Below are 17,682 nucleotides of genomic sequence, written 5' to 3'. Positions count from 1 at the left end.
CGACGATGACACGCGCCAGCGCGCCGGGTGCGCGCGACCCCCGTGCGGCTCCTAGATCAGGGTGATATCCAGGCCCGCCACCAGGTGATGGCCGTCGTCCAGACCCGGATCGGGCAGCAGCGGGGTGGACAGCCCGGCGGCCATGAGGGTCGATGTCGTGTGATCGGGCTCGTATACCGGGTGCCCGAAATCGGCCGGATCGCCGATTTCCGCGGCGATCGGGTGGAGCGGCGGTTTCATCGGGGTGATCGGTGCGGGCATGGTCGGCGCTGGCACATGCGGCTGCTGAGTCGGGATCGGTGCGGGGGAATTCGCGGTCGGGATACTGATATCCACAGTCGGCGCGACCGTCGGCACGGAATGAGTGACTGTCGGCAGCGATACGGTCGGCACGTCCACGGTCGGGGCGTCGGCTGTTGGGTAGGTGGTGTGCGTGCCGCCCGTGCCGCCGTTGACCGTGCTCGGGGTGATTCCGCCGCTGTGACCGGTACTGGGTCCGCCACCGTTGCCGGTGCTCGGGATCGTCACATCGTCGTCGTCCGGTGTCGTCGGCATCGCGGTGTGGGACGGCGCGTTCGTGCTGGGAGCCTGCGTGGTCGGCGCGTGGGTCGCGGTGGGGATCTTCGTCGTCCCGGTGATATCCGTGCCCGGCAGTGTGCTGGTGCCGGGTATGACGCTGCCCGTATCGGGCAGCGTGGTCGGATGCCCGGCGGTGTTGTCGCCAGGGATGACCGGAACCGGCACCGTCTTGGTGATGGTGGTCGGGATGTTGGTCAACGGTGTGGTGGTCGGATGCGAATCTTCGACCGCGATCGGATGCTTCGCCGGCACCGGCCGCGGCTCGAACAGGGCGGGCACCGCCGCGGCGGGCGCGGTCAGTGGTGACGGACCCGATGGCGCGACAAGGACATTGGCGACCGGTGTGCTCGCCACATCCGGCTGAATCGTGGTCTGCAGCGGGGTAGCCGCAACCGGCGCGGCGACCGCCGCGGGCGCGACGGCCGCTGAGGCCACCGGTGCGGGCGCGACGGCCGGTGCGATCGGAGCGGGCAGCGGCGCCGCGAACGGCTGCACTGCAACGGGCTGCACGGCCGAGTACTGGGGGACGGATCCGCCAACGGGCTGGGTGCCGACCGGGTTGGCCGTGCCGTGCGCACCGGAATTGTCGAGGCCGGAACGTCCGGTGCCGCTGGGAGTTCGGCCGAGCCAATCGGAGAACCTGTCGATATTGTCACCGACCCGATCCACGCCGGCCTCGACCTTCAGCGCACCCTCGACCTCGACCTTGGACTGCGTGGCCAGGTATATCCCGTTAGGACCGATACTGAAGTCCACGCCGAGCTCGGTATGCACACTGAAACCGGCTCCCGCATTGATGAATACGCCGAAGGCATCCGGATTGCCGACACCGTGGAACATATCGGCGCCGTGGAACAGCTCACCGCTGCCCCCGGTCGCGCCGCTGTGAAACATATTGCCGCCGTAAAACGGAACGGGGCTCGCGACCGCATCGCCGTCGTCGGTGCTTTCGCCGTCGTTGCTCACCGACTCGCTGATCGCCGAGTTGTCGGCCTTCCCCGACGCCGGAACGCGAGGCAGGGCAAACGGATTCGAACCCGGAGCGAGGAAGGCGCTCGGGTTGGGGAGGTCGAAACCGTGGCCGCCGTGACCGAAGTCGAATCCGGGCAGGTTACCGAAGCCGCCTGGCACGTGCGCGGTGCCGAGATCGAGGCCGGACTGCGGTGCCCCGCTATGCAGATCGAGTCCGGAGCGTTCACCCTCGGCACCGAGGGCGATTCCGGGCTGATAACTGTTGCCGTACCCGGTGTTCTGCCACGCCTGTGGTGCATGCTGCTGCGGTGCCGGCCCGACGTACACGCCGGAATTGGGCACATTCTGGGTGTTGAATGGTGCGTTGACGCTGACATCGCGCGGGGTCGGCGTCGACGAATGCAGTGGGGCGGGCGGTACCGAATTCGGATCCGGATCCGGGAAGGTGACCACCGGGCTCGGTGCGCCGGGATCGGGGTCGCGAGTGTAGGCCGAAGTCCAGCTGTCGAGCCGTTGCCCACCAGGATGGGCTGGGGCCGTACCGCCACTGGCGACCAGCGCGCCGCCGGTGACGTAGGCGCCCGCCCTCGCTACCCGCGCGACGCCGGTGGCGACGCGATAGGCCGTATCGCCCGCACGGTCGTCAGCTCCGGTGGCATTGCCATCGAAGGGCAGGTCACTCGTCATGCAAGCTCCACTCTCAGGTTTCCAGCATCCTCACCACGCCGGGCAGACCGAGTCAAGATTACCCAACCATATTCCGGAGAACCCAACTGTCACATTCGGCAGGTCCGCAAGGAATACGACTGCGACAAGCAACACAACCTTGCCATCGGAGAACACAGAACGGAAGCCCTTGTTCTTGTGGGCACCTCAAACCGGTGGCAAGCGTTGCCATTCGACCCGCTCGAGCGTTCCGAACCCGCGCGACGCGGCGGCTCGCTCGAAACCGTGCCGACGAGACCAGCGCCTCGTCCAGAAAGGGTCGGTGACGGGCTGACCGGCGGCCGTCTGCCCTGCGGCTGTTCCACCCCCACTGCCTTGATTGCCTTGGGTCTCACCGCGATTGCCCGGTGCGGCGGTGGTGGTCGGCGGCGTCGTCCTCGAGACGCTGATCGAGGTGGCCGTCGCAGTGCCAGCGCGTGTCGTGTCGGAATTCTGCTTGTCAGCCGCGCACGCGGTCACGATCAGTACCGGCGCCACGATGCCCAGCACCAGTGCTGTACTGGCGCACCATCGGTATCCCACTTGCCCAACGTCTGCATGACCCGCACGATCTCCCCTCCTGCGCTTGCCGCCTTGCCTGAAATAGACAGACGTGCAATGGGTCTGAACAATTTCGACGGTTGTTCGGCGCCCCAGCATAGTCGTGGTCCTCCGCTATTACGGACCGCGGCAGCGGGAATACCACTGACACGGCTGTCTTCGTCCCCGCGAACCCGACACCAGCCGCGACGCCTAGCCCAGACACGGCGACGAAGCCGACGACGAGCCCGACCCGCGGGATTACGCAGGGGCAGGGCTGTCGCACTGCCTCCGTGGAGTACTGCTCTCCAGCCGGTCACCTGGGAAACAGGAGTGCAGTGACTTCGAACTGCGTGTGGCGTACCACACACCATTGAATTCGACGCCTAAGGTCTGACTCGGTCCGCCCATCAGGGGCAGTTGAGTGGAGGGATTCGAAGAATGAAGTTCGAGAAAATCACTGCTGCCGTTTTCATGGCCATCTCGGCCGTGGGTATCACTGCGGCAACCGCCCATGCAGAGCTGGCCGTAACGGAGCAGCCCACTGCGGGCGACACGACTTCCGGTGTGGATCATGGAATCAACTACCAGATCACCGTTTCGCCAGTCGACAGGGTCGTTACCGCCACCGTCGAGAATGGCAAGTTCGAGATCGCGCAGAACGGTGCGGTGGTGCTCGAGTCCGGCGACGGAGCCGCGGTGACCGAAGTGCCGCAATGGTATGCCATCGACGGGCGTTCAATCGCGATTGCGCAGCACATCGGTGCGGACGGCCGCACCCTGACGCTGACACCGACCCCGACGGCAGAAGATATTGCGCAACTGAGGGATATCAGCTCCTACGACCGGCTCAAGGAGCAGATCAACAAGAACCTGCCCGGCGTCGTCGGCGGTGCCATCGTCGGCGGCATCCTCGGGGCGTGTATGCCCCTGATATGGGGGATCAGCATCCCCGTTGGTGTGCTGATCGGTGGAACCGTCGGCGGATACGTCGTGGGCGGCCCGGAGTTCCTCGGCGCCGTACAGGCGCTCGCCACCGGCCAGCCGTGATCACGGTCAGGTGAAATAGCGGCCAACTGGTCGGGGGTTGCGGAGCATCTGCGAGAAATCGGGGTTTCGGCAGTAATCCAACGAAGTTCGGCACATCCCCTGGTAGGGGTGATCTATCGGTGGCACCTCTTTGGACCCGGCATCACTACCGATAGCACCCTCAGCTGCGGTCACGTACCACGGCGACCCGGACGACAGGCGCCCCCGACCAGCGGATTCGCACCCCCTCGCCGCGGCGATCGCACCCATCGCACCGCTCCTCGCCGCACCCGAGTCCACCGCACCGGACCGCATCGCGGGTCGATGTACGCCTGCACCTCCGCGTCATCCCGGAGCATCACGTGCGGTGTCGCTCACCCGCGAGCCGACCTCAGTCGGTCAGCACCGTCCCCGGTGCGGGAACCGTACCGTCGATCAGGTATTCGATGATGGCTTCACGGGTGCGGCCGGGGAGGAAGAAGGAGGTGTGGCCGTCGCCCTCGCGGGTCAGCAGGACCGCGTTCGGAATCTGCGTGGACATCAGTTGGGCCCAGCCGTAGGGGGTCGACGGGTCGTGGGTCGAGTTCACGATGAGGGGGGTGATGGTGGGTTTGGCGGTAGCCGTGTGCGGCGGGTTGGTGAATTCAGCGGGCCAGCCGAGGCAGTGGGCGAGGTAGCTATAGGATTCGGTGCCGCCGAGGGTGGTGGGGGCGATGGCGGCGGCCAGGATCTGCTGGGTTTTCAGGGCCGCGTAAGTGGTGAAGTCGGCGCGGTATTCGGCACATGCGACACCCAATCCGGCGGTCTTGGTGTCGGTGAGGACGGGGGGTGACAGATCGCTGGCGTCGCCGGCACGGGCATGGTCCAGGGCCGTGGCCAGACCCACCCACCCGGCGACCGGGCCCACTGCGGATTTGAACAGCAGGCTCCCTTGAATGCCCGCAAGCAGGTCACCAGTCCGGACCTGCGGTGCGCACTGTTTCGAGATCGCGCACGTGGGTGCAGGTAGCGGGGCCTGCCGCGTGCGAGCCACCAGGTCGCGGACGACGGCGCTGGCATCGTCACCGCGCAACGCGCAGTCGGCGGACTCGCGGCACCAGGCCGCGAAGCGACCCAGGCCGTTCTCGAAGGCCGTGGCCTCGTAGACGTGCGTGGCGCTCGGCGGGAGCGAATGGTCCAATGCCCCATCGAGAACCAGCGCTCGGCTGCCGTTCGGGAACAGGCGCGCGTATTCCAATCCGATCTCCGAGCCGTAGGACACCCCCACGTAGTTCAGCGGCTCGCCGCCGAGGCGCTGGCGCACCACGTCGAGGTCGCGAGCCACGGCCACGGTATCCATGTGGTCGAGCAGCGGCCCGGTCAGGCGTCGACAGCTCGCACCGAATGCCTTATTGGATTCGACCAGCGCATCGAAGGCGGCCTGATCAGCGACGAAGACATCGGGCCGCCGGTTGGCCAGTTCCGGATCGCAGCGCATGGCGGGCTTGCTGGTCCCGATGCCGCGCGGGTCGAAGCCGATCAGGTCGAACCGCGCGTGCAGTTCGGCCGGGAACAGGCCGGGGTAGGCCGCCGCACCCGCGATCATCCCGACGCCTGATCCACCAGGCCCGCCCGGATCGAAGATCAGCGAGCCGATCCGACGCGCGGGATCGGCCGCAGGCAGTCTGCCGATTCCGACGGTGATCTTCTCGCCTTCCGGTTTGCGCCAGTCCAGCGGCACCTCGATATCCGCACATTGAACGGCCGCCCCTATGTTGTCCGGGCACGCCTGCCACGCAATGGGTTGCGCCGCGCCGCTGCCCTTCGCCCCCGACTCCGTACCGCATCCCCCGGCCAGCGCGGCCACCAGCCCCGCCGCCAGCACCAAACCCGTCACCCGCAACACTCGCATCACCCGAGGGTAGAAGTCCCGGCGCCCCCGTACATCCAGGACTTCCCCCATCTCGCACCGATCGCGCGCTGGTGGATTCGGGCATCCGCCCCTGCGCAGACTGGCCACTGCGACCCACGGCATCGATACCCTCGAGCAACTCCCGCCACCGAGCGGCCGCGGAGCCCGTGAGGCGGAAGAACTTTCCGATGCCATCACCCACAAGCTCGCGCGACTCGGGGCCGCACATGGCGCCACCGATCGCGCACTCGCCAACGCCGGACAGTTTCGCCGCGGTCTGCGCGTGCCGAATCAGGGCGCTAGCGCGCTATGGACTCGAACTCAGAAGTCAGGAACGGCTCCTGATATGTCGCTGACATCGCCCGCCTCCGCCAACCTTCGCATGGTCGTCGCGGTGCATCTCGACCGGTGGACACACGACAACAGCCTCCACGGACCGTGCGCCCGGTCGGCCTACTTCTGGCCTTTGGGTTTGTCGGCGGCGGCGTCGGAGGAGAGCGCGGCCACGAAGGCTTCCTGCGGGACGTCCACGCGACCGATGGTCTTCATGCGCTTCTTGCCCTCCTTCTGCTTCTCCAGCAGTTTGCGCTTACGGCTGATGTCACCGCCGTAGCACTTGGCGAGCACATCCTTGCGGATGGCACGGATGTTCTCGCGGGCAATGATCTTCGAGCCGATGGCAGCCTGAATGGGTACCTCGAACTGCTGGCGTGGAATGAGTTCGCGCAGTTTCGTGGTCATCTTGTGGCCATAGGTCTGCGCGGCGTCCCGGTGCACGATCGCGCTGAAGGCGTCCACAGCCTCGCCCTGCAGCAGGATATCCACCTTGACCAGCGCCGATTCCTGCACGCCCGACTCCTCGTAATCGAGGCTGGCATAACCGCGGGTGCGCGACTTCAGCGAATCGAAGAAGTCGAAGATGATCTCGGCCATCGGCATGGTGTAGCGCAGCTCGACCCGGGTCTCGGACAGATAGTCCATGCCGCCGAGTTCACCGCGCCGGGCCTGGCACAGCTCCATGATCGAGCCGATGAATTCACTCGGCGAGATGATGGTGCACTTGACCACCGGCTCGTACACGTGCCGGACCTTGCCCTCGGGCCAGTACGACGGATTGGTGACGACATGTTCGGCGCCGTCCTCCATCTGCACCGCGTAGACCACGTTCGGCGCGGTCGAGATCAGGTCCAGATCGAATTCGCGCTGCAGCCGCTCCCGGGTGATCTCCATGTGCAGCAGGCCGAGGAAGCCACAGCGGAACCCGAAGCCGAGCGCCACCGAGGTTTCCGGCTCATAGGTCAGCGCGGCATCGTTGAGTTGGAGCTTGTCGAGTGCGTCGCGCAGGTCCGGATAGTCCGAGCCGTCGACCGGGTACAAACCGGAGTACACCATCGGGCGCGGCTCGCGATATCCGGTGAGCGGTTCGCTCGCACCGCCGCGCGCAGAGGTCACGGTATCGCCGACCTTCGACTGGCGCACATCCTTCACGCCGGTGATCAGATAACCGACCTCACCGACGCCGAGGCCCTGGGTAGGCTTGGGCTCCGGCGAGACGATGCCGACCTCGAGCAACTCGTGGGTCGCGCCGGTGGACATCATCTTGATCTTCTCGCGCGGAATGATCTTGCCGTCCACCACACGGACATAGGTGACCACGCCGCGATAGGTGTCGTAGACCGAGTCGAAGATCATGGCGCGCGCGGGTGCTTCCGGATCGCCGACCGGCGGGGGCACCTGCTTGATGACCTCGTTCAGCAGCTCCACCACGCCGACACCAGTCTTACCCGATACCCGCAGCACGTCATCGGGTTCGCAGCCGACGATATGGGCGATCTCGGCGGCGTAGCGGTCCGGATCGGCGGCGGGCAGGTCGATCTTGTTCAGCACCGGAATGATCGTCAGATCCTTGTCCAGCGCCAGGTACAGATTCGCCAGCGTCTGGGCCTCGATGCCCTGCGCCGCGTCGACCAGCAGCACCGCACCCTCACACGCCTCGAGTGCACGCGACACTTCGTAGGTGAAGTCGACGTGGCCGGGCGTATCGATCAGATGCAACACATAGTCGGTGCCGTCGACCTGCCAGGGCAGTCGCACATTCTGGGCCTTGATGGTGATGCCGCGTTCCCGCTCGATATCCATTCGGTCCAGGTACTGGGCGCGCATCGCCCGCTCCTCGACCACACCGGTGAGCTGCAGCATACGGTCGGCCAGCGTCGACTTACCGTGGTCGATATGCGCGATGATGCAGAAGTTCCGGATCCGGGCGGGATCGGTGAACGTCGTGTCGGCGAAGCTGGCGGGCACTCCACTCCTCATGGGTATCGGCAAACTGCCATCTATCGTCCCATGCGCGAGGTAGAGACGCTGTCAGCGGTTCACCGTTCTGGGTTCCGTACCACTTTTCAGCCGCGATAGCCGGTGCCGGGGATGCGGTGCGCGTAGTCGGCGCACAGGTAGGTCTCGGGTACCTGCTCGGTCACCGGCACCTCGAAATAGTCGTCCTTGGTGCGGACCGCGAGATATTTGTCCTTGGCATCGCGATGACACCACATGCCGGTGATGCCGTGGCCGTACGGCGAGTAGTCGGAGAACAGGCACGTTATGCAGGAGAGCAGGCGGATGTCGTCCGGGAACTGTTGTCCGAGCCGGAACAACGCGTCCTCGAAGTATCGGTCGGCGCCGTGGTAGGTCGGCCCGTCGATGTCGATGGCGAGATCAAGCGACTCCCCTGCCCCGCCGGGCAGCAGGGTCAGCCGGAAGTGGATCACACCTGGTTGCCGCTGCTCGCGCACTTGCACGGTGCAGGGCAGTTCGCCGGAGAACGCACAGCCCGAGATGGCATCCCACTGGTCGACGGGAAGTCCGACCCGCAGGGCCGCGACCTTGTCATGGGGACCGAGCGTGTCGAAGTCCGGACCCGCCACCGGAACACCGCGGATCACCGTGCGGATATCGAACCGGTTCGGACCCCAGTGCCGCGATGGCCCGATCCGCCACATGACGCGCTCGGTGCCGTGATCGTCGGTGTAGATTCCCGGAAAAACCTGCGGCTGCACAACTGGGTCCTTCTCCCGCGACGAATTGCCCGACTCTAACGAAGAATCCGCCGTATTTTCGGCGGGTGGAGAAATTGGTCTTCGTCCTGCGCCGATCCGATGCCGATGCGACCGAGTCGTGGTGCGAATCGCTGCGCACTACCGTGGCCGCACGCCTGGTCGACCTCGGGGTGGCGGGTGTCACCGTCTATATCCGTGATGCGGCGGTCCAGGCCGCACTGATGCGAATGGTCACGCTGGACCCGCCGATCGCCGCGGCGGTTACGGTCTGGGTCGAGCAGAGCTATGGTCCCGATGCCACGGCCGCGGCGGATATCCTCGCCGAATTCGCCACCGCGGTACACGGCTATCTGGTGACCGAGTCGGTGCCATTGCGGCTGGACGATTCGGTCCCGACCCGCACCGAGGGCTTCGGCAACCTCGCCTTCCTGCGCAAACCCGTCGAACTCACGCAGGAACAGTGGCTGCGCGACTGGCAGGGGCGGCATACCGCGGTGGCCATCGAGACGCAGTCGACCTTCGGCTATACCCAGAACGTGGTGGTCCGGGCGATCACACCGGACGCGCCCGCCATCGATGCCATTGTCGAGGAACAGTTTCCGGCCGCGGCGCTCACCGATCCGCTGGTCTGGTACGGCGCGCGGGACGCTGCCGAGTTCCAGGGTCGGCTGCGGCGCATGCTGGACTCGGTCGCGCGGATCGGCGCCGATCGCGACCTCGATACCGTATCTGCCAGCAGATATCCAGTACTGCAACCATTTTCGACACGGACACAGCAGCACACCGGCGCATGATGCGGGCACCTCGCCGTGCGCACGGCCGCCGACCGCGAACGCGCAACGCTACCGGGCGGTAGGCAGTGCCGATAAGGACGAGATAGCGCCGTTACCATCCAAGGATGGCCCGAACTTGGAACACGATCGGCAAGCAGCTAGGCCTCATCGCGAAGCAGCAGGGGCCCAAGATCGTCAAGCAACAGGCGCCGAAGCTGGTAGGCAAGTTGCAGCGCTCATCGCTGCTCGAGCGCGCGGTCGGGTCACTCGCGACACGGAAGGCGCCCGCGGTCGCGATCCGGCCCACGGCCTCGACCCCGGTGCCGACCGCCGAGCGGGCCAGGCAGATCGTCTATTGCCCGCAGCTGGACGGTCGCGCCGATCCGGGCGAGATCGTGTGGACCTGGGTGCCCTATGAGGAGGATCCGAACAACGGCAAGGACCGCCCGGTGCTCGTCGTCGGCCGCGACCGCAGGACCCTGCTCGGGCTGATGCTGTCTTCGAATCCGAAACGCGCGCACGACCGTGACTGGGTCGGAATCGGCAGCGGCAGTTGGGATCACGAGGGCAGGCCGAGCTGGGTCCGCCTCGATCGGGTACTGGACGTCCCGGAGGACGGCATCCGCCGCGAAGGCGCGATCCTGACGCGCAAGACCTTCGACCTGGTTGCCCACCGCTTGTGTGCCGAATACGCCTGGCGCTGACGGGGATCCGGGCCGCGGTGGCCGGGAAGTAGCGACGAAGCAGCTGATCTCGCAAGCACCTGGGTAACTCGCCGGGTACGGGCTGGCTCAACCGACATCGACCCGCTGGCCCGCAACGCGAGTCTCGCGGCACTCACCGGTCGGCCTGAAGGCGCGCGGGTGCGGTCAAGACACCATTTCGCGGGAGCGGCCGAACAGCAGGCCGTAGATCAGCGCGCCGAGTACGCCGCCGATGAGCGGGAACACCACGAAGGCCCAGACCTGGGGGCCAGCACCGTCCTGATAGAAGGCGACGGCGAGGCTGCGGGCCGGATTCACCGAGGTGTTGTCCACCGGGATCGAGATCAGGTGGATGACCGCGAACGTGACGCCGATCGACAGGCCGGCCAGCGGAATATCGGAGATCTGGTCGGTGGAGGCCAGCACCACGAAGACCAGCAGCGCCGTCAACATGACCTCGACGATGATCGTCGCGGACAGGCCGTATCCGTTCTGGATCACCACTTGCCCCAGTGGACCGCGCACCGCGGATGGGCTGTGTTTACCCCAGCCGTTCGCGCCGAGCCCGTTGACCGCGCGGTCGTAGGACGGCAGATTCTTCGCGATCGCGAACAGAATGAGCCCGGCCAGGAATGCACCGATCAGCTGCGCGATCACATAGCCGACCGCCGAGATCGCCGACAATCTGCCGAGCAGCAGCTGCCCGAGGGTCACCGCCGGATTCACATGGCAGCCGGAGATCGGCCCGATCGCGTAGACCAGGAACAGCAGCGAAAAGCCGAAGGCCAGAGCAGTACCGAGCGGACCGACGCGTTCACCGGCCAGCACCGCGGTGCCGACACCGCTGATCACCAGAACGAATGTGCCGAGCGCCTCGGCCGCCCACTTCTTGGGCTCCGGTGTCGGCTCCAGTTCAGTGACTTCCTCGACGACTTCCTGAGCAGTGGGAGACATACGCGCCACCTTCCGAGAGGATCTTCCCCCGTGTGCACGGGGTTCGGCCTAGGACCTGCTACGAAATCACGGCTGATGTGAAAAATGACGTTACGCGAGACGGGTGAGCACTACAACGCTTCCGCAACCGACCGTCAACGCTGGACTGGGCAGCTAGGCGAGCCGGGTGATCTCGACGACGATCTCCAGATCGGTCGAGCCGCCGCCGGAGAAGATGCCCTTCAGCGGCGACACATCGGCGTAATCGCGGCCGACGCCGACGGATATGTGCTGTTCGTTGATGGCGATATCGTTGGTCGGGTCGTAACCCCACCACGCGCCGGTCCAGGCCTCGATCCAGGCGTGCGACTGCCCGCGACCGTCACATTGATCTCGGCGGCCGGATTCGGGTGCAGATATCCGGAGACATAGCGGCTCGGAGTCCCCATGCCGCGCAATAAGACCAGGGTCAGATGCGCGTAATCCTGGTATACGCCTTCACGTTCGGCGAAGGCCTGTACGACCGAGGTGTGCACCGAGGTGGTACCCGCGATGTACTTCATTTCGTCGTGTACCCATTCGGCCGCGCGCACCACGGCTTTCGCGGGCGGCGCACCGCGCGCCAGCTGCTTCGCGATCGCGGCCAGCTTCTTGTCCTGCGGCACATAGGCGGTGGGCGAGAGCATTTCATCGAAACGGTCAGCTGATGTATTCGGAACGCAACTCCTCCCAGGGCAACTCCTCGGCCGCACCGGCGAACGGTTCGGTCTCCACCACCGATGATCCGGTGACCTCCAATTCGGTATGCGGCGCATGCAGATCGAAAGAGGTGACCGCGGTACCCCAGTAGTCGGTATAGCGATAGGACCGGGTAGAGGGCACCGTCTCGACCCGATTCAGGATGACGTTCTGCCTGCTGTCCGCACGCGGAGTGAGCCGAGCCTCATTGAAGGACCGGGTAACCGGGGCGCCGTAAACATAACCGCTGCTGTGCACCACCCTGATCCGCCAACTCACAACTCTCCCTCCATCTGCGCATGGTGATCGTGGCTGCTGCGCAGATCGGTCCAGGCCACCCACGGCGCCGCATGGAAGTACTGCAGTGCGATCGCCTCACTGACCTCGCGACACGTCTTCTGCAGCGCAAGCAGGCGATTCTGCAGGTCCTCCAGCAGCGCACCGGGCGGCAAGAATTCGAGTTCACTGCGGGCCCGGCCGAGCAACCGCTGTGCCTCGTGGCCCGCGCCGACTCCAGCTTGGTCCAGTCGGCGGCCGCGATCACCCGGCGCACCAGATCGAGTGGGAAGGGCCGCTCCTGTCCGGACAGCGAGAAGGTGATGCCCTGATCGAACCGTTCGCGCGGCGGCGATTTCGCATGCCAGGTGGTGGAGATTTCGTGTGCGACGCGCCGGCTGGTACCCTCGATCTTCGGCGTCGCGTTACCTGATTACTCCGGTTGCCAACGCGCGCTCGCGAACTTTTCAACACCGTCCACCAGCGACAGGAACACGAGGAAACAGGCGTGGCCAACATCAAGTCCCAGATGAAGCGGATCCGTACCAACGAGGCGGCGCGCAAGCGTAACCAGTCGGTCAAGTCCGAGCTGCGCACCGAGATCCGCCGCTTCCGGGAGGCCGCCGCGGCCGGCGACAAGGACAAGGCTGCCCAGCAGCTGGTCTTCGCTAGCCGCAAGCTGGACAAGGCCGCGTCCAAGGGCGTCATTCACGCCAACCAGGCCGCCAACAAGAAGTCGGCCCTCGCACTGGCGCTGAACAAGCTCTGATCTCCCCGGTGCCGCCCGCGGTACCTCCATACGTTGACGCAGCCGCCGTGGCCTCGATGACCACGGCGGCCTTTGTCGTCCGCGTCGCCTATTGCGAGGATCACTTTTCGGGTCCGCAGCCGCAGTTCAGATATTTCCTCAGCAATAGTTCAGCAATCCTTCGCCTCGGTAGTGATGCCGCTCCCTGGGCGTTGAGCGGAACCGTCCCGACAGATGCCATGTCATCGAGACTGCCCTGGCAAATCGGCAGAAAAGTGGCGACGCGACAACATCCCCAGGTCATCGCCACATCCCACTCCTCGAGCCGAATTCGGATCGGGCAGCCACATGTCGGAGGTTCCCGCTACGATTCGGCGCATGGTTACCGTGTACGCCAATCAGACGCCGGTTCGCTCCGAAGATCTGCCGGATGTCATCCGCGCAGCCGAGGTCCTAGGCATCGGACTGAAGATCGAGAACGTCATGGTTCCCGATGAGGAGGGCGGCTACTCGCTGGAGTGGATCGTCACCCGGGACGAGGAAATTCCGGTCTATGAGGAGTGGGAGGGCCGGTACGAGGAGTCCGAAGACGACGCCGAGCTGGTTCTCAGTTCGGTCGAATAGAAACCCCGCGAATCCGCACCCGCACCGAGCGGGTGCGGATCTCTGAGGGCGCTGAGTATTCAGCCCAGGTCGGCGTTCAAACGATCCAGCGCGGCCTGCGAGTCCGCATCGGCCGCGCGATAGATGATGATGCGCTGGTCGGGATCCTGAAGCGGCATGAGTACTTCGAAATTGACCACCAGCGGCCCGACCTCCGGGTGATGCAGCGGCTTGCTCCCGCGCCCCTGCACCCTGACGTCGTGCCTGGCCCACCCCTGCGCGAACTCCTCGCTGCGTGCGGTGAACTCGGCGACCAGATCGGCCAGCTCCTGATCGTCCGGGTGAGCCGCCCATGCGGCGCGCAGATCGGCCACCCCCTCGCGAATGATCCGATCCCGGTCGCAGTAGAAATCGCGCAGCGCGGGATCCAACAAGCACAGCCACATGGAGTTGCGTTGCCGCGGCGGCAGGGCGCCGAAGTCGACGATCAACCTGGCCATTTCCAGATTCCACGCCAGGATGTCGTAGCGGTGATTGATCAGCATCGCGGGCAATGGCGACAGATCGCGCACCAGCAGCTCCAGCGCGGGTGCGGGGACGGTGCTCGGTTTCCCGGCATTCGGCTGGCGCTGCTGGGCCAGATCGAAGAGGTAGGCGCGCTCGTCGGTATCCAGGCGCAGGGCGCCTGCGAGCGCCTCCAGGACGTCCGCGGATGGGCGCAGACCGCGCCCCTGTTCCAGCCGCACGATGTAGTCGGTGCTCACACCCGCCAGCTCGGCGACTTCCTCGCGGCGCAGTCCCGGGGTGCGCCGAGCCTGTTTGCGGGCGGGTAGACCCAGATCGCCCGGATTCAGTCGCTCGCGCCGAGCGCGCAGAAAGCTCGCGAGTGCTTGGGCCCAAGTCGCGGAGTTCCCCGGCCCGCCGTGGTCACGCGAGCTACCGCCTCCGGGCCTGAGCTCGCCCCGCTGTGTGGCGTTCACCGTGCTGGTCATCGCCCTCGATCTTACGGCTGACTAGGACTGGCTTTCCCAGGAAGAACCTTCCCTTACCCATAGTCTCGCGCCGATCCAGACTCGATGGCACCGGAAACGAAATACGAATGACAGGAGCACGACATGTCCGGAGCCCGCACTCTCGATACTTACCGGTTGCTCGGCCGCTCGGGTCTTCGAGTGTCTCCGCTGTCCCTCGGAACTATGACGTTCGGCGCCGATTGGGGTTGGGGCGCCGATAAGGACGAGGCCCGCAAGATCTTCGACACCTACGTCGAGCGCGGCGGCAACTTCATCGATACCGCGAGCCAATACACCAACGGCACCTCCGAGCAGCTGCTCGGCGAGTTCAGTGCCGCCAATCGCGAAAGTCTGGTGCTGGCAACGAAATACACGATGCTGCGCCGCCCGACCGATCCCAACTCCGGCGGCAATCACCGCAAGAGCATGGTCGGTTCGGTGGAAGCCAGCCTGCGTCGGCTGAATACCGACTACATCGATCTGCTGTACCTGCACGCCTGGGACTTCCTGACCCCGGTCGAGGAAATCCTGCGCGCCATGGACGATCTGGTCCGCGCGGGCAAGGTGCTCTATGTCGGCATCTCCGACGCACCGGCCTGGCAGATCGCCCGCATGCAGACCATCGCCGACCTGCGCGGCTGGTCGCCGCTGATCGCGCTGCAGATCGAGTACAGCCTGATCGAACGGACCGTCGAACGCGATCTCATTCCGATGGCGCGGGAACTCGGCCTCGGTGTGGTGCCGTGGTCGCCGCTGGCCAGCGGCGTGCTCACCGGCAAGTACAGCCGCACCGATCTGGCGCACGACGCGGAGAGCTCACCCGAGGGCACACGCAAGAATGTGGCAGCCGCCAACGGCTCGCTCACCGAACGCGGCCTCAATATCGCCGATGCGGTGAAAGACGTTGCGGCACAACTGGGTAAGACGCCAGCGCAGGTGGCACTGGCCTGGACGCTGCAGAACCCGGGTGTCACGGCGCCGATTATCGGCGCGCGCACCGCGGCCCAGTTGGAGGACAACCTCGGTGCACTCGATGTCGAATTCGATGCCGCGCAGCTGGACCGGCTACAAGCGGCCAGCGCGATCGAACTCGGCTTCCCGCACGACATGCTGGCACGTCCGATGACCCGCAGCGTGACCTTCGGCGACCTGAAAATCGAAGGCCGCGACTGAGTTTCACCTGATGCGGTGGTGCGAGCCCGACTCACACCACCGCATCGGGGTGGAGTTACATAAGGTGTGCTGCGAACACTTCGGCACGCCGCGCCAGGAAGGCACCAGCCATGCGGTGTTCAAAACACCGTGGGCGGGCGATCCACGCGTGAATATCCAGCGAGGAGACGGCGGTAAAGCCAAGACCGATCAGGTCGAAAGGGTGCTTGCGGCGATCGAGCGGCTGGAGCAGACACAATGATGGAACTGACGACGAAGCACTCTCCCGATCTGCACTATTCGTTCCGGGTGGAATGGTCGCCAAACGACGAGGAGTTCGTCGGTCGATGCCTCGAATTCCCCGCATTGTCCTGGCTCGCGGAGTCGATGGCAGAGGCATTCGAGGGGATCGTTCAACTGGTGGTCGATGTGGTGGCCGACCTTCGCGAGTCGCAGGAGCCAGTTCCGGAACCGCTGGCGGATCGGAAATTCAGCGGGCACTTCGCGTTGCGGATGTCTCCGGCTCTGCATCGACGACTGGCTATGGAGGCGGCCGAGCACGGGGTGAGCATCAATAAGTGGGTCAATGAGAAGTTGGCATCGACTGAGCGGTAATCCCGCTACGCGGCGCTCGTCGCTGTCAGCCGGGGCTCGGTGGTAATCCGCTCGCAATTGTTGCCACGGAACCGTGTCAGCTTGCGGAGTGCAGGTCCAGGATCCGCGTGAGGGCGTGTTCCAAGGCGTAGTTGGCGTCGGCGGCACCGCCCTTGACATCCGCATTCAGCGTGGCGACGACTTGGAGGGCCGCGCCGATGCTGGCCTGGTTCCACCCCCGCGCTTGGGCTTGGGCCTTCTTCACCTTCCAGGGCGGCATGCCCAATTGCTGGGCCAGCTTGAATGGGTCGCCACGGCCCGCGGAACCGACGCGGGCAATGGTGTGGACCGAGTCGGCGAGTGCGTCGGCGAGCAGTACCTGTGGGACGCCGCGGTCGGTGGCCCAGCGCAATGCCTCCATCGCACCGGGCCGGTCCCCCGCCACCGCGAGTTCGGCGACATCGAAACCGGAGATCTCGGCCTTGCCGGAGTAGTATCGGCGCACTGCGGCGATATCGACTTTGCCGCCGGTATCGGCGACCAATTGCGAACAGGCGGCGGACAATTCCCGCAGATCCGAGCCGACCGCCTCCAACATCACCTGCACGACCTCGCTCGACACCCGCACTCCGGCGTTGCGGAATTCGCCGCGCACGAATTCCACCCGCTCGGCCGCCTTGGTCAACTTGGCGCATTCGTGCACCTGCGCACCCGCCTTTTGCAGCGCGGGGACCAGCGCCTTGGCCCGACCGGCCCCGGAGTGCAACACCACGAGCACCACGCCATCGGGCGGATCGCCGGCGGCGGCGGTGATCACCGCGACCGCATCCTTACCCGCATCCGCCGCGGACTCCAGCACGATCACCCGATCCTCGGCGAACAGGGAAGGACTCAACAACTCCGCCAGTTCCGCAGTGCTGGCATCCCCTGCCCGCAGCCGATCGACGGGTACCGCATCGGGATCCGGCGCATTCGTCCGTACCTGCGCCGTAATCCCCGCGATGGCCCGTTCCACCAACAGCTCTTCATCACCGAGCACCAGGTGCACCGCCGCAGTCCGCTCGGTCACGACCGCACCTCGCGGTGCTCCGTCGTAACCGATGGTGCTGTGCGTCTGGTTCGCTCGCTGCACTCGCTCATGACTCCGCCACGCCGGCGCTCGGCTCCGCCATGACCGAGCGATGCTCGGCTGTGTCTTCGGTTCGCTCGCTGCGCTCGCTCACGGCGAGCATCCTACGGTTCGGCACTGACAGGTCCACACCCCTCACGGGCACCAGCACAGCCAGCCCCGATGTGAACACCGGTTGCCCACCGCAGTGGCCTCGATCAACTCCCCGCCGACGCACTCTGCCCTTGTCACCCGTTCGTACGCCCTG

At 65.7% G+C, this 17,682-nt stretch carries 15 protein-coding genes and 2 pseudogenes; 8 read left to right on the top strand and 9 right to left on the bottom strand.

From position 1 onward, the window contains the following. Window positions 1-51: 51 nt before the first annotated feature. Complete coding sequence (locus AB0L63_RS17740; RefSeq protein WP_364501507.1) at window positions 52-2,238, bottom strand: hypothetical protein; 2,187 nt, start codon at window positions 2,236-2,238, stop codon at window positions 52-54. Window positions 2,239-3,237: 999 nt separating this feature from the next. On the opposite strand from AB0L63_RS17740, the gene AB0L63_RS17735 reads away from it, so the two are divergent. Continuing rightward, window positions 3,238-3,846, top strand: a complete 609-nt coding sequence (locus AB0L63_RS17735; protein ID WP_364501504.1) for a hypothetical protein — start codon at window positions 3,238-3,240, stop codon at window positions 3,844-3,846. A 370-nt stretch (window positions 3,847-4,216) separates the two neighbouring features. Here the strand turns inward: AB0L63_RS17735 and AB0L63_RS17730 are convergent, their stop codons facing one another. The 3 genes from AB0L63_RS17730 to AB0L63_RS17720 all read right to left on the bottom strand — a co-directional run bounded on the left by AB0L63_RS17730 (window position 4,217) and on the right by AB0L63_RS17720 (window position 8,772). Then, window positions 4,217-5,767 (bottom strand): alpha/beta hydrolase, encoded by a 1,551-nt coding sequence (locus AB0L63_RS17730; protein WP_364501501.1) that lies wholly within the window; start codon window positions 5,765-5,767, stop codon window positions 4,217-4,219. Between the two features lie 402 nt (window positions 5,768-6,169). Next, window positions 6,170-8,032 carry a translation elongation factor 4 gene (gene lepA / locus AB0L63_RS17725; protein ID WP_364501498.1) on the bottom strand — a complete coding sequence of 621 codons (1,863 nt, stop codon included), beginning with the start codon at window positions 8,030-8,032 and terminating at the stop codon, window positions 6,170-6,172. 86 nt (window positions 8,033-8,118) lie between these two features. Further along, complete coding sequence (locus AB0L63_RS17720; protein WP_364501495.1) at window positions 8,119-8,772, bottom strand: DUF6304 family protein; 654 nt, start codon at window positions 8,770-8,772, stop codon at window positions 8,119-8,121. A gap of 65 nt (window positions 8,773-8,837) precedes the next feature. Here AB0L63_RS17720 and AB0L63_RS17715 point away from each other — a divergent pair, with 65 nt between their 5' ends. Together AB0L63_RS17715 and AB0L63_RS17710 are read left to right on the top strand one after the other, a co-directional pair. Further along, window positions 8,838-9,566, top strand: coding sequence for a hypothetical protein (locus AB0L63_RS17715; protein ID WP_364501492.1), 729 nt, complete (start codon window positions 8,838-8,840; stop codon window positions 9,564-9,566). 104 nt (window positions 9,567-9,670) lie between these two features. Continuing rightward, a complete protein-coding gene (locus tag AB0L63_RS17710; RefSeq protein WP_364501489.1) occupies window positions 9,671-10,249 on the top strand; it encodes a type II toxin-antitoxin system PemK/MazF family toxin in 579 nt (192 codons plus the stop codon). Window positions 10,250-10,414: 165 nt separating this feature from the next. On the opposite strand, the gene AB0L63_RS17705 is transcribed toward AB0L63_RS17710, so the two are convergent. The 3 genes and pseudogenes from AB0L63_RS17705 to AB0L63_RS17695 form a co-directional block, all read right to left on the bottom strand. Further along, complete coding sequence (locus AB0L63_RS17705) at window positions 10,415-11,203, bottom strand: aquaporin (protein WP_364501486.1); 789 nt, start codon at window positions 11,201-11,203, stop codon at window positions 10,415-10,417. A gap of 153 nt (window positions 11,204-11,356) precedes the next feature. Further along, window positions 11,357-12,199: pseudogene (locus AB0L63_RS17700) on the bottom strand (transglutaminase family protein). Next, window positions 12,196-12,432: pseudogene (locus AB0L63_RS17695) on the bottom strand (alpha-E domain-containing protein); the annotation flags it as partial. The pseudogenes AB0L63_RS17695 and AB0L63_RS17700, both read right to left, overlap by 4 nt. 272 nt (window positions 12,433-12,704) lie before the next feature. Here AB0L63_RS17695 and rpsT point away from each other — a divergent pair. Next, a complete protein-coding gene (gene rpsT / locus AB0L63_RS17690) occupies window positions 12,705-12,965 on the top strand; it encodes a 30S ribosomal protein S20 (protein ID WP_364501483.1) in 261 nt (86 codons plus the stop codon). Window positions 12,966-13,322: 357 nt separating this feature from the next. Continuing rightward, window positions 13,323-13,568, top strand: coding sequence for a hypothetical protein (locus tag AB0L63_RS17685; RefSeq protein ID WP_364501480.1), 246 nt, complete (start codon window positions 13,323-13,325; stop codon window positions 13,566-13,568). Between the two features lie 59 nt (window positions 13,569-13,627). Here the strand turns inward: AB0L63_RS17685 and AB0L63_RS17680 are convergent, their stop codons facing one another. Next, window positions 13,628-14,539 (bottom strand): helix-turn-helix transcriptional regulator, encoded by a 912-nt coding sequence (locus tag AB0L63_RS17680; RefSeq protein WP_364501478.1) that lies wholly within the window; start codon window positions 14,537-14,539, stop codon window positions 13,628-13,630. Between the two features lie 123 nt (window positions 14,540-14,662). Here AB0L63_RS17680 and AB0L63_RS17675 point away from each other — a divergent pair, with 123 nt between their 5' ends. The 3 genes from AB0L63_RS17675 to AB0L63_RS17665 are packed head-to-tail and all read left to right on the top strand — an operon-like array spanning window position 14,663 to window position 16,327. Next, a complete protein-coding gene (locus tag AB0L63_RS17675) occupies window positions 14,663-15,733 on the top strand; it encodes an aldo/keto reductase (RefSeq protein ID WP_364501476.1) in 1,071 nt (356 codons plus the stop codon). A 10-nt stretch (window positions 15,734-15,743) separates the two neighbouring features. After that, window positions 15,744-15,974 carry a hypothetical protein gene (locus AB0L63_RS17670; protein WP_364501473.1) on the top strand — a complete coding sequence of 77 codons (231 nt, stop codon included), beginning with the start codon at window positions 15,744-15,746 and terminating at the stop codon, window positions 15,972-15,974. Continuing rightward, window positions 15,974-16,327 (top strand): toxin-antitoxin system HicB family antitoxin, encoded by a 354-nt coding sequence (locus AB0L63_RS17665; protein WP_364501470.1) that lies wholly within the window; start codon window positions 15,974-15,976, stop codon window positions 16,325-16,327. Before AB0L63_RS17670 ends, AB0L63_RS17665 begins: the two co-directional genes overlap by 1 nt. 76 nt (window positions 16,328-16,403) lie before the next feature. Here the strand turns inward: AB0L63_RS17665 and holA are convergent, their stop codons facing one another. Next, on the bottom strand, window positions 16,404-17,375 hold the full coding sequence (gene holA, locus AB0L63_RS17660; protein ID WP_364501468.1) for a DNA polymerase III subunit delta: 972 nt from the start codon (window positions 17,373-17,375) through the stop codon (window positions 16,404-16,406). Window positions 17,376-17,682: the final 307 nt, after the last annotated feature.

Origin of the sequence: Nocardia sp. NPDC051990 (assembly GCF_040680755.1) — a bacterium.
In the GTDB taxonomy this organism is placed as follows: domain Bacteria; phylum Actinomycetota; class Actinomycetes; order Mycobacteriales; family Mycobacteriaceae; genus Nocardia.
The sequence above is the reverse complement of the archived record's forward strand: the minus strand, read 5'-3'. Positions and strand labels throughout refer to the sequence as shown.